11 protein-coding genes are annotated in these 12,156 nt (G+C 49.7%); 1 reads left to right on the forward strand and 10 read right to left on the reverse strand.

Features of this window, described 5'->3' with window-relative positions; translation table 11 throughout:
* The first annotated feature begins 126 nt into the window (after window positions 1–126).
* Entirely contained in the window at window positions 127–6,252 is a 6,126-nt protein-coding gene (locus H6629_20040; protein ID MCB9070072.1) for a hypothetical protein, read from the forward strand.
* Window positions 6,253–6,350: 98 nt separating this feature from the next.
* Here H6629_20040 and H6629_20045 read toward each other — a convergent pair whose 3' ends face one another.
* The 10 genes from H6629_20045 to H6629_20090 form a co-directional block, all read right to left on the reverse strand.
* On the reverse strand, window positions 6,351–6,776 hold the full coding sequence (locus H6629_20045) for a DoxX family protein (GenBank protein MCB9070073.1): 426 nt from the start codon (window positions 6,774–6,776) through the stop codon (window positions 6,351–6,353).
* A gap of 29 nt (window positions 6,777–6,805) precedes the next feature.
* Window positions 6,806–7,189, reverse strand: a complete 384-nt coding sequence (locus H6629_20050) for a DUF1801 domain-containing protein (GenBank protein MCB9070074.1) — start codon at window positions 7,187–7,189, stop codon at window positions 6,806–6,808.
* A gap of 34 nt (window positions 7,190–7,223) precedes the next feature.
* Complete coding sequence (locus tag H6629_20055; GenBank protein MCB9070075.1) at window positions 7,224–7,619, reverse strand: VOC family protein; 396 nt, start codon at window positions 7,617–7,619, stop codon at window positions 7,224–7,226.
* Window positions 7,606–8,064, reverse strand: a complete 459-nt coding sequence (locus H6629_20060; GenBank protein ID MCB9070076.1) for a VOC family protein — start codon at window positions 8,062–8,064, stop codon at window positions 7,606–7,608. The genes H6629_20055 and H6629_20060 overlap by 14 nt, the downstream gene beginning before the upstream one ends.
* Window positions 8,065–8,112: 48 nt before the next feature.
* Window positions 8,113–8,478 (reverse strand): nuclear transport factor 2 family protein, encoded by a 366-nt coding sequence (locus H6629_20065; protein ID MCB9070077.1) that lies wholly within the window; start codon window positions 8,476–8,478, stop codon window positions 8,113–8,115.
* 85 nt (window positions 8,479–8,563) lie between these two features.
* A complete protein-coding gene (locus H6629_20070) occupies window positions 8,564–8,956 on the reverse strand; it encodes a YciI family protein (GenBank protein MCB9070078.1) in 393 nt (130 codons plus the stop codon).
* 48 nt (window positions 8,957–9,004) lie between these two features.
* Complete coding sequence (locus H6629_20075; GenBank protein MCB9070079.1) at window positions 9,005–9,430, reverse strand: YciI family protein; 426 nt, start codon at window positions 9,428–9,430, stop codon at window positions 9,005–9,007.
* Between the two features lie 230 nt (window positions 9,431–9,660).
* The gene (locus tag H6629_20080) at window positions 9,661–10,911 is read right to left on the reverse strand and encodes an RNA polymerase sigma factor (GenBank protein ID MCB9070080.1); all 1,251 of its coding nucleotides are present in this window, start codon (window positions 10,909–10,911) and stop codon (window positions 9,661–9,663) included.
* Window positions 10,912–10,958: 47 nt separating this feature from the next.
* Complete coding sequence (locus H6629_20085; GenBank protein MCB9070081.1) at window positions 10,959–11,408, reverse strand: SRPBCC domain-containing protein; 450 nt, start codon at window positions 11,406–11,408, stop codon at window positions 10,959–10,961.
* 282 nt (window positions 11,409–11,690) lie between these two features.
* Window positions 11,691–12,104: a VOC family protein gene (locus tag H6629_20090; GenBank protein ID MCB9070082.1), complete on the reverse strand. Its 414-nt coding sequence runs from the start codon at window positions 12,102–12,104 to the stop codon at window positions 11,691–11,693.
* Window positions 12,105–12,156 lie beyond the last annotated feature (52 nt).

Raw genomic sequence — 12,156 nt, forward strand, 5'->3', positions numbered from 1 at the left:
TTTCTCATTTCCCGGTAGATATGCCCCCCATTTTATGCGATATTTCGGAGATTTTCGCAAAGGTTGAAACAATTACAGGTTTGGTGATAATAATGATAAATCATGAAATAATAAGAGGATCATTGAATGAAACATATTTGGCAAACTGCGTTGATTGTGGTTTTAGTGCTTTCGGGATTTCTGTTCAACGTGCAATCGCAGGGCAAAAAAATGGCTGAAAAAGAATATTTGCGATTGTGGGAACAGGTTGACCAACACAGCGGAAAAGGATTGCCAAAATCGGCGCTGGAAGTGGTGGATTCGATTTACACCATCGCCAAAACCGAAAATAACGCGGCGCAACTCGTGAAAGCCTTGCTGAAACGAACCGAATTGCGCGGCCAATTTGAAGAAATGACCCTCGAAAAAAGCATTGCGGAACTGGAAAAAGAAGCGGCGGAAAGCCGTTTTCCGGTGACGCCGGTGCTGCATTCCGTGATCGCGGAAATGTATTGGAGCTATTACCAGCAAAATCGCTGGCAAATTCACGAACGTACCGCAGTGAGCGGCGACGCGGGTGACGATATCGCCGTTTGGGACGGCGCCAAATTTGTCGAAAAAACCGTGGCGCTGTATCGCGAATCGCTGAAAAATGCGGCACAGCTCAAACAAACACCGCTGGATATTTACGATCCGGTGATCACAAGAGCGGACGGTTCGCGGCGCTTTCGCCCGACGCTGTATGATTTTTTAGCCCACCGCGCACTCGATTTTTTAATGAACGACGAGCCGGGAATCACCCGTCCGGCGGTGCAGTTTCGCCTGAGCGATTCCCAGATTTTCGCACCCGCAGAACAGTTTTCCGCAGTTAATTTTGAAACAGAAGACACACTATCGTTCAAATTTCAGGCGTTAAAAATTCTGCAGGATTTGATCGATTTTCATTTGAAAGACAGCGATCCCGAAGCGTTGATTGATGTCGATTTAAAACGGCTCAACTTCGCCCGTCAAAACGGCGTGATGCCGGAAAAAGAAAAACTGTATCTCGCTGCATTGGAAAAATTGGCGCAACATTATCGCAGCAACGCCGCAGCGACGCGCGTATCTTTCGCAATTGCGCAATTTTATTTCGAGCGCAGCGAAAATTATCAGCGACTGCAACCGGCAGAAGGCTTGAACGCAGACTATAAAAATGATCGCAAAACGGCCATCGACATTTGCGAATCTGCCAACAATCGTCACCCGAAATCCGAAGGCGCAGCCAACTGCCGCCAGTTGATTACCCAAATCCAGCGGAAAAATCTGACGCTGAATATCGAGGATGTTAACCTGCCGGACGCACCGTTTCGCGGGCTGGTGACCTACCAAAACGTTGCCAAAGTGTATCTCGAAATCGTTTCCATTTCCCCGGAACAATTGCGCGCCGAACGGCTGAACAGCCGCCGCAATCTCGATCAGTGGATCGAATATTATCGCGGTTTGCCGAGTGTCGCCAAATTTTCCGTCGATCTGCCGGATGACGGCGATTATCACACCCACGCCACAGAAATCAAATTTCCGGAACTGCCGAACGGGCATTATGTGGTGCTGGTCGGTTCCGCAGAGGATTTTAACCGTTCCGAAGATGCAGCGGCATACAATGTATTGTGGATTTCCCGCATCGGATATGTGCAAAAGACCAGCGCCGATCGCCTCGAAACCGGCGTTTTTGTGATGGATCGCGACAGCGGCAAACCGCTGGAAGGCGCGACCGTGCAAACCTGGTTTTCCGAATACGATCCGCAACAGCGTAAAAATACCGAGCAACAGGGCAAAAAATATATCACCGATAAAAACGGCTATTTCAGCATCGAGAGTGGCGACGGTTATCGCCGCAGCAGTTTCCGGCTGGATATCAGCTACAAAAATGACCGGCTGTTCCTCGATGACATGGTGAACGCCTACACCCATCGCGGCATCGATCGCGATATTCCGCGTGAGCGAACCTTCTTTTTCACCGATCGCGCAATTTATCGCCCCGGACAAACGGTTTATTTTAAAGGACTTATGCTCAGCAGCAATGGCGATAAAAACGATATCATCACCAAACGAAATACCACGGTTGAGCTGTTTGATGTTAACGGGCAAAAAGTGTCCGGACTGACATTGCAGAGCAACGAATACGGCACATTCAACGGCGTTTTTGTGCTGCCCTCCGCCGGACTGACCGGACAAATGACCATCCGCAACGAAAACGGGAACACCGGTTTTTCGGTTGAAGAATACAAACGTCCCCGTTTTGAAGTGGCATTTGATCCGGCAAAAGGCAGCTTCAAACTCGGCGAAACCGTGACGGTCACCGGAAAAGCGGAAGCCTACGCGGGCGCGAGCATCGATAACGCGGATGTTCAATATCGCGTCGTGCGGCAGGTGAGCTTCCCGTATTGGTGGGATTTTTGGCGATTTGCCCCGTCATTTGGCAGCGATGTGGAAGTTGCCAACGGCACCGGCAGCACCGAACCGGATGGCACATTTCGCATCGAATTTACCGCGGTGGATGACCCGACGATTCCCGCAGAACGCAAAGCCGTGTTCACTTATCGCGTTTACGCAGATGTGACCGACGCCGGCGGCGAAACCCGCAGCGCGGAAACCACAGTGCGGGTCGGGCAGGTTGCGTTGAGCGTTTCGCTGGATTTGCCGGAAAATATTCAGCGTGAAAAAGCACCGCAACTGGCGATTGACACCAAAAATCTGAACGGCGAATTTGAACCGGCCAGCGGCGAGATTGTCATTTATCCGCTGGAAAATCCCGGGCGCATTTTACGCGACCGGATGTGGCAGCAGCCCGATAAATTTATGCTCAGCGAATCGCAATACATCGCCGATTTTCCGCACGATGTGTATTCGAATGAGGATGATTTTCACAACTGGAAACGCGGCGAAGCCATCGCGCGGATACCGTTCGACACAAAAAACGAGAAAAATTATGCACTCACCAACATCGAAAAATGGGCACAGGGCAAATACAACGCAGAGCTGGTCACCACCGATAAATTCGGCACGGAAATCAAGTTAAATCAATTCTTTACGGTGTATTCGCTGGACGACAAAATCGTGCCGGAAAACGCGTTGTTCTGGCTCTCGCCGGAAAAAGACAGCGGCGAACCGAACGAAGTCGCCCGGATTTTTTGGGGCTCCGCCGCACCGGATATTCATGCGCATATCGAAATTTATCGCAAAAATGTCATCGACGAAACGCGGCGCATTCGCACCGGAAAAGACAAAAACGCGCTGCTGCTGCCGATTTTCGAGAAAGATCGCGGCGGCTTCAGCTATTCCATTTTTTATGTGAAATACGGTCGCGTGCACACCCATGCGGGCATCATTCGCGTGCCGTGGACCAATAAAGAATTGCAAATCACCTACGAAACCTTCCGCGACAAGCTCAAACCCGGCGCAGCCGAAGAATGGCGGCTGAAAATCACCGGACCGAAAGGCGAAAAAGTAGCTGCCGAATTGCTCGCGGCGATGTATGACGCATCGCTGGACGCATTTCGTCCGCACCAATGGAATTTCAATATTTACAATACATTGGGTTCGCCGCAACAAAGCTTTTTCAATTCCGGTCAAGCTTTCGGGCAAAGCGCGTTGAGCGCCTCCGGAAATGGCTGGAACACCGGCATAAATTTCAGCTTTCCGCAATACGACCGGCTGAACTGGCATGTGCCCTATTTTGGCAGACACATGGTTTATATGCAACGATCGATGGGCGCCGGCAGAAATGAGTCCGTTGCAGAAATAGCGATGGATAGCGAAGCTCCGGCAACAGCCATGAAAGCCGCGCCGCCGGCCGAAGCGGATATGGTTTACGTTAACGGTGCGGTTCCCGCACCCGAGGGCAGCGCTGCGCAACAGCAACCCGAACCCGATTTCAGCGATGTGCCGGTGCGCACCAATCTCAACGAAACCGCGTTTTTCTACCCGGATTTGAAAACCGACGAAAACGGCGCGGTTATCCTCAGTTTCACGATGCCGGAAGCATTGACTCGCTGGAAATTTATGGGATTTGCCCACACGCCGGAACTGCAATTTGCGCTCACCGAAAAAACCGTACTCACCCAAAAAGAGCTGATGGTGACGCCGAATGCACCGCGTTTTTTCCGCGAAGGCGACAAAATTGTGTTCAGCGGAAAAGTTGCCAATCTCAGCGATGGCGATTTGAGCGGCAGCGCAACCCTGCAACTGTTTGATGCGCTCTCCATGCAGCCGATTGACGCATCATTCGGCAACGCAGATAACGTAATTCCGTTCAGCGCCAAAACCGGACAAAGCGCGCCGCTGCAATGGTCGCTGAGCGTGCCGGAAGGCGTTTCCGCGGTCACTTACCGGATGATCGCCAAAACCGATAAATTTTCCGATGGCGAGGAAAACACGCTGCCGGTGCTCACCAACCGCATGTTGGTGACGGAATCGTTGCCGCTGCCGATTCGCGGGAAACAATCGAAAACATTTACGCTGGATAAATTGCTCAACTCCGGTAAATCCAACACCTTACGTCACGAACGCGTGACGCTGGAATTTACCTCGAATCCGGCATGGTATGCGGTTCAGGCGCTCCCCTACCTCATGGAATTTCCGTATGAATGCGCCGAACAAATTTTCAGCCGCTATTATGCGAACAGCATCGCGGCGCATATCGCCAACAGCAACCCGAAAATCAAACGGGTGTTCGATACCTGGCGAAACAGCCAACCGGAGGCACTGCTGTCCAATCTGGAAAAAAATCAGGAATTGAAATCGCTGATGCTCGAAGAAACACCGTGGGTGATGGACGCGCAAAACGAGGGCGAACGCAAAAAGCGCATCGCGCTGCTGTTCGACCTCAACCGGATGTCGCACGAACTGGAAAACGCGTTGCGCAAATTGCAGCAGATGCAGATGCCAAGTGGCGGCTGGCCGTGGTTTCCGGGGATGCAGGAAAGCCGTTACATCACCGGACACATTGTTGCCGGGATGGGACATTTGCAAAAACTTGGCGTGATCGACAAATCCGGCGATCCGCGAGTGCAACAGATGCTGCAACTCGCCTGCCTCTATCTCGATGAGCAGATGAACGAGGATTATCAAAAATTGATCGAACACAAAGCGGATTTGAGCAAACAGCACATCGGCGGCACGCAGATTCAGTATTTGTATGCCCGCAGCTATTTCCTCGATTTCCCGGTGAATGAGCAGCACCAAACCGCATTTGATTTTTGGCAATCGCAGGCGCGGGAATTCTGGCTGCCGCAAAACAAATATATGCAGGGCATGATTGCGCTGGCGCTGCACCGCATGGACGACGGCAAAACGCCGAATGACATTGTGGCATCGCTGCGGGAACATGCGCTTTCGAATGAGGAATTCGGGATGTATTGGCGCAAAGAATGGGGATTTTATTGGTACGAAGCGCCCATCGAAACGCAGGCGCTGATGATCGAGGTATTCGACGAAATTACGAAAGATACTGATGCCGTTGAAGAAATGCGCGTCTGGTTGCTGAAGCAAAAACAGACCCAGGACTGGAAAACCACCAAAGCCACCGCCGAAGCCTGTTACGCCCTGCTGCTGCGCGGCACAGACTGGCTGGCGGATGATACATTGGTAGAAGTTGTTGTCGGTAATGAGAAAATTGATCCAAAATCCCGGGAAGATGTTGCCGCCGAAGCCGGCACCGGCTATTTCAAAATCGCCTGGCAGGGCGATGCGGTGCAGCCGGAAATGGGTCGCGTAACCGTAAATAAATCCACCGATGGCGTGGCATGGGGCGCACTCTATTGGCAATATTTTGAGCAACTGGACAAGATAACGCCGCACGAAACGCCGCTGAAATTGCAGAAAGCGCTGTTTTTGCAACGCAACACCGCATCCGGTCCGGAACTGGTGCAAATCGATAAAAATTCAGCACTCAAGCCAGGTGATTTGCTAAAAGTACGCATCGAGTTGCGGGTGGATCGCGATCTGGAATATGTGCACATGAAAGACATGCGCGCCGCCGGATTTGAGCCGCTGAACGTTATTTCTTCAACCAAATTTCAGGGCGGGCTGGCATATTACGAATCGACAAAAGATGCGGCTACCCACTTCTTTTTCGATTATCTGCCGAAAGGCACGTATGTGTTTGAATATCCGCTGCGGGTGTTCAACGCGGGTGATTTTTCCAACGGCATTACCACGATTCAGTGCATGTATGCGCCGGAATTTACATCACATTCCGAAGGTATCCGCGTAACGGTTGGTGAACGGGATTAACGGGAATTAAATAATTTGTAGAGGAAATTCAATACTGGTTGGCAGCGTAATCGTAGAGGATATTCATGAATCGTTGGATACGTAATCGTAGAGAAAATTCATGAATTTTCTCTACGATTACGCATTGCATCCAAACTCCACGGACCGGCGCCGGCAGCAGAAAAATAGAGCCAAAGAAAACAGTACAATACAGCACCAACACCGCCATTTTCAACCGGCCACAGCGCCTGCGGCTGGTGAAACTGGAAATACGCCACCGCCATTTCGCCGGACAAAATGAAGGCAACCGGGCGCGTAAACAACCCGAGCAGCATCAGCGTTCCGCCGACAAACTCCAGTATTCCGCCGATGCCGGTTTGCGTCAGCAATTCAGCAGTGCTATTATCCGGCGGCATACCCATTGGAATGGCAAATAATTTCATCGTGCCTGCCTGGATAAACATAAACGCTGCAACCACCCGCAACGCACTGTGAAATTGTGGACCCAAATTCGTCCACGTCGAGAATATATTTGAAGAACTCATTGTTGTATCCTTGTTCGGTTGAAACCGAATTATTTTGGTGATTTGTTTTTGGCATTTTCCGCATTTTCGGCAAGCCGTAATTGAACAATTTGTGAAACCACCTTTTCCGGCAGCGGATTATCCGGCGTGAAATGAATAGTAGTACCGGTAGTTTTATAGGGTTGTAATTCCGTTTTGAATCGATCCAAAATATTTTTACTCACTACTATAAATGAGCAATGTTTTGGAAATGCGGCAAAATGGACTAACGCACCCTGATGTTTGTAAGTGGGAATCTTGTAGCTGATGACTTCCTCAGCCATTGGCGCGGCAGATTTTATCATTTGCCGCAACTGTTGTAATACCGTTCGAACCTTTTCGGGTTGCGACAAAATATAATCATCAACGGTTGTTTCTGCTTTATTTGACGACATTCACAGCACCTTTGTAATTTTTGTATTGTTTGTATTATTTCGCCGATTCATCCACTTCGAAAATGCCAAACGTATTGCCTTCCGTATCGATAAAATATCCCTGCCAGCAGGTATTGGGGATGGCAAATTTGGGTAACGCCACCTGTCCGCCGTTTACCAGAATTTTAGCTGCGATTTTGTCAAAATCGTCCACCTCAACAGAGCAAACAAAAGCGTTGGTGCCGCATTCCGGCGGCGGGGTATTTGCCGGGCGTTTAAGTAATCCGCCGCGTGAGCCACCAGTGGTTATTCGATAATATTCCACCGGCAAACCCGGTGCTGCAACAAATTGCCAGCCGAAAACCGCGCTGTAAAAATCACATGCGCGCTTCGGTTCATCGGCTTGAATTTCAAAATAAATATGTCCGGCTGACGGTTTATTGCTGCGCATACGCTGCCCTTAATTCGCTAATTTCAATTTTCTTCATTTTCAGCATAGCATCCATTACGCGTTGTGCTTTTTGGGGATCAGGATCGTTCAGCAACTTGCCCAATTCCGACGGAATAATTTGCCAGGTCAACCCGAATTTATCGGTTAACCAGCCGCATTGCATTATTTCACCGCCATCGGAGAGCTTTCCCCACAATTCATTTACTTCTTCCTGTGACTTGCAATCGACAAAAAGAGAGATAGCCGGATTCATTTTAAAATGTGGCCCGCCATTCAACACCATTAACTGTTGCCCTTCAATCTCGATGGTTGCGGTAAATAATTTTCCATTATCGCCTGTCCGTTTGGTGTTTAGAATTTTGGCATTTTTAAACACAGATGTATAAAATTGTATCGCCGCTTCGGCATTGTCATCGAACCACAAAAACGGGGTTATTTTTTGCATGTATCCGCCAGTTTCGTTTGTTTTTAGCTTTATTTTGAATTATCAATTTCAAAAAATGCCGTTTTTGTTTGGCGAATCTTTTAGCACTTCCTGCGATGCTTCCCAGGCTTCGATGATTTTATCGCCATCAAAACGAAAAATGTGGATTACCGACCATTGCGAATCCGGAGCGAGCATCACTTTTCCGTGAACAGCAACGAAATCGCCATCTTCGAGCGTGCGCAGCGATTCATAGGATTTGTCGGGAAATTGTTCAGCATTTTCCGCCATCGCCGTTTTCAGCGTTTCCCGGTTGCCCGCGAAATAGGCGTTGTGATGGATAAAATCGGGATGCACATAGTTATCATACGCCTCCTCAACCTTTCCGGCGGAAGCGAGTTTGAGGAAAATTTCTGCGATTTCTTTTTTGCTCATTTTATGCCCCTTTTGTTGCGAGTGCTTCACTCAAACCAACCCATCAGCCGCGAAAAATCACGGCTGATGTTGTCGGGATATTTCTTTACCGGGATGCACGCCGCTGTTTGCTTTCTTCGATCATGGCGGATAAATCGGCGCCGGGGCGTATTTCCCAAGTGCTGCCAAAACGAATGCTGGGATGCTTCGACATCAGCCGGATAGCATGGTTGAGATCGGTCGCCTCGAGCATCATGATGCCGCCTAAATGTTCCTTAGTTTCCGCAAACGGGCCGTCGGTGATGATTACCTTTCCGTTTCCCCAGCGCAGGGTGGTTGCATTTTCCACGCTTTGCAGCGCTTCGCCGCCAATGTTATGACCGCTCCGGATCAGCTCCTCATCGTAAGTAAAGCATTCATCCATGAATGTGTGTCGTTCGCTTTCGCTCATCGATTCAAATTTTTTCTCGTCCATATATCCGAGACAAATGTATTTCATGATTTCCTCCGAAGTCAGATGAAATGGATTGTTTCGATTAATTACCGGCTATTGCTTTGCCGTTTTTTCGCGCAGCCGTGCTTCCTGCTCGCGCACTTCCGGCGTGGCATTATCGCCGAAATCATCCATTTCGAACACCGGACGAATTTCGATCAACGCTTCTTCGCCGGGCATCGGTTCGGGGCAACGTTTGACCCACTCAATCGCTTCATCCATAGATTTCACTTTCCAGAGCCAGAATCCGGCGATCAGTTCTTTGGTTTCTGCAAACGGGCCGTCGACCACGCTTTTTTTGCCGCCGGACATGATAACGCGTTTGCCATTAACGCTCGGGTGGAGCCCTTCTCCGGCGAGCATAATGCCCGCGTCAACCAGTTCCTCATTGTATTTCATCATATCGGTGAGCAAATTTTCGCTCGGCATAATGCCCGCTTCCGAATTTTTCGTTGCTTTGATGATGACCATTACTCGCATGGTAACTTCTCCTTTATATTGGGTTTATGATTGGCGCCGGACACTATTTTTTTGTAACGCCCGGCACCCTTTACACTATTTAGTCGAATCACAAACCCCGAATTCGACATTGATTTGATTTTTTTTATTTACCGCAGAGAACGCAAAGATCGCAGAGGAAAAAAGAGTGACTATCTACTTTCACAGATGACGCTGTCCGCATCGTGATCCTGCGGTGAATATTGACAGCGTTATTGCAATTCGGACAGCCGTTTTTCCAGAAACCGGCGCTCCGGTTCCTGCCGGGTGAGCGATAATGCGCGGTTATATGCAGCGATAGCCTCGGCTGTTTTCCCGGAACGGCGGCATAAATCCGCCCGCGCAGCATGTGCCAGATGATAATCCGTCAGCTCGCCGCGTTCCAGAATAGCATCGATCAACGCAAGACCCGCCGCCGGATTATCGCGCATCGCCACGGCAACGGCGCGGTTCAACTCGATGACGGGCGAAGGTTCGATTCGCAGCAGCACATCGTACAGCGACACAATTTGTTGCCAGTTGGTTGTTGCGACAGCCGACGCCCGGGCATGCACCGCCGATATCGCCGCCTGCACCGAATAAACACCCAAACGTCCCGTAGTTAACACCTGTTCAACCAGTGCAATACCTTCGGCGATATGTTCCCGGTTCCAAAGTGAGCGATCCTGGTCTTCCAGCAAAATAATATCGCCGTTTGCGGTTGTGCGCGCCGCCCGCCGCGATTCATGCAGCAGCATCAACGCCAAAAGCCCGGACACTTCCGGGTCCGGCAACAGCGTTTTCAGCAATCGTCCCAAACGAATTGCCTCGCCGGATAAATCTGCTCGCGTGTGCTGTTCACCCGACGATGCGGCATATCCTTCGTTAAACAGCAGATAAATAACGTTGAGAACCGTTTGTAATCGCTCCGGCAATTCGTCAGGCTCGGGCACCTGGTAGGGAATGCGGGCTTCGCGGATTTTTGCTTTTGCCCGCACAATGCGCTGGGCAATCGTCGAAGAGGAAATCAGAAAGGCATGCGCAATTTCCTCCGTCGTGAGACCGCAAACTTCGCGCAGCGTAAGCGCCAACTGCGCTTCCCGGGAAAGCGCCGGATGGCAGCAGGTGAAAATCAGCCGCAGCCGGTCATCGGCAACGGCGTGATCATCCGGTTCCGCGCTATCCGCATTTTCGGCATCATAACGTTCGAGAAAATCTGCCTCCAACGTATCGAAACGGGCATTTCGGCGCAGATTATCGATAGCCTTAAATCGCCCGGTCGAAACCAGCCACGCTACCGGATTGCCGGGTATTCCTTCTTCCGGCCATTTTTCGAGCGCAACCCGGAAGGCTTCATGCAGCGCATCTTCCGCAATATCAAAACTTCCCAACAGGCGAATAAGCGTGGCAAGCACCCGGCGCGATTCCGATCGGTAGATCGCATCTATTTGCCGGTGGATATCTTCCGGGTTGTGGTTGTTCATAAACGATCCCGGAATGGCGTCATCTGTTTCGGTTTTATCCGGATCAACTATTTTTCCGCCAGTTTTTTGAGTTCTTCCAGCGCTTTTGGCCAGATATCCCCGAACATTTCGGCATGCTCTTCGGCTGTATCGAGTTCTACAAACACGTTGGTTGTACCGTTCGATTCGGTAAATGTATAATTTTCCAGCGCACCGGCCCACGCCTTCACCGCTTCGCTGGATGTATCTTCTTTCCCGTCCTGCACAAAGCCAATATGCTCGATAGAGACATAGGCATATTGCCGGTTTTCTTTAATCCGGCTGACCATTCCCGCTACATTTCCGGATGTATCCGGGGCGACGAAAAGAATTTTACTGCCTGTATTCCAATTCCCGAGGTAATGGGAACCGGGCATAAAAACATCCGCCCAAACCCGGTAGGTATCCTGGTTCAGCATGGTGTTCCAGACTTTTTCCTTCGGGGCATTTATATCGATTGAAAACTGCAGTCTTTTCATGTTGATTGATCCTTTGTTTTACAAACATTCATTTGGGTATTTGTGATACTATGATTCTGTATAATTTGGTAATGATAAATTTTGTCTATTTCTTTGTAAAATCTGTGGTCATTCGTGAAAATTATTGGCAAAAAGAGAGTCTGCAACAGTATGGAAGGCCGGAAACTCATTCTCATATTGCAGCAAGCAAAACAAATGACAAATGATCGCAATTCGAATCCCGGAAACCAAATTTATCCATCCCCTTTAACCCTTTATCCTTCACCCTTTATTCTTAATCCTTCACTTCGGCATTTTACTGAAATCCATATGCAGCATATTCCAGCGGTGATCGTCCGGGTCTGTAAAGCCGAAACCATACATCCAGCCCTGGCTTTCCGCCGGTCCGCCAAAAACCGTGCCGCCGGCCTGTTTCACCCGAACAGCCATTTCATCCACTTCGTTCCGGCTTTCGGCATCAAAAGAGAACAGCACTTCGGTGCCGCGTTTGGTATCCGCCGGATCGTTTTGGGCGATCCCTTTAAAAACGGATTCCTGAAACAGCATAACAACGACGTTTTTTTCGCCAACCATTACACTTGCGCTTTGCTCACTGTCCGGAAAATTGGCATTTGCAGAAAACCCGATATCGGTAAAAAAACGCTTCGACTTTTGGACGTCTTTCACGGGCAGATTGATCCAGATTTCTTTTATCATGATTGTTTTCCTGTTTTGTTTGTTTGTTTGATGTATATAAAATTCATGAATC

This window comes from Calditrichia bacterium (assembly GCA_020634975.1).
Taxonomy (GTDB): Bacteria; Calditrichota; Calditrichia; order RBG-13-44-9; family J075; genus JACKAQ01.

Excerpts from the sequence above, each read along its gene's own strand:
- H6629_20040 (MCB9070072.1), top strand. The coding sequence starts at position 127 with ATGAAACATATTTGGCAAACTGCGTTGATTGTGGTTTTAGTGCTTTCG.
- H6629_20045 (MCB9070073.1), bottom strand. The coding sequence starts at position 6,776 with ATGAGTTCTTCAAATATATTCTCGACGTGGACGAATTTGGGTCCACAA.
- H6629_20050 (MCB9070074.1), bottom strand. The coding sequence starts at position 7,189 with ATGTCGTCAAATAAAGCAGAAACAACCGTTGATGATTATATTTTGTCG.
- H6629_20055 (MCB9070075.1), bottom strand. The coding sequence starts at position 7,619 with ATGCGCAGCAATAAACCGTCAGCCGGACATATTTATTTTGAAATTCAA.
- H6629_20060 (MCB9070076.1), bottom strand. The coding sequence starts at position 8,064 with ATGCAAAAAATAACCCCGTTTTTGTGGTTCGATGACAATGCCGAAGCG.
- H6629_20065 (MCB9070077.1), bottom strand. The coding sequence starts at position 8,478 with ATGAGCAAAAAAGAAATCGCAGAAATTTTCCTCAAACTCGCTTCCGCC.
- H6629_20070 (MCB9070078.1), bottom strand. The coding sequence starts at position 8,956 with ATGAAATACATTTGTCTCGGATATATGGACGAGAAAAAATTTGAATCG.
- H6629_20075 (MCB9070079.1), bottom strand. The coding sequence starts at position 9,430 with ATGCGAGTAATGGTCATCATCAAAGCAACGAAAAATTCGGAAGCGGGC.
- H6629_20080 (MCB9070080.1), bottom strand. The coding sequence starts at position 10,911 with ATGAACAACCACAACCCGGAAGATATCCACCGGCAAATAGATGCGATC.
- H6629_20085 (MCB9070081.1), bottom strand. The coding sequence starts at position 11,408 with ATGAAAAGACTGCAGTTTTCAATCGATATAAATGCCCCGAAGGAAAAA.
- H6629_20090 (MCB9070082.1), bottom strand. The coding sequence starts at position 12,104 with ATGATAAAAGAAATCTGGATCAATCTGCCCGTGAAAGACGTCCAAAAG.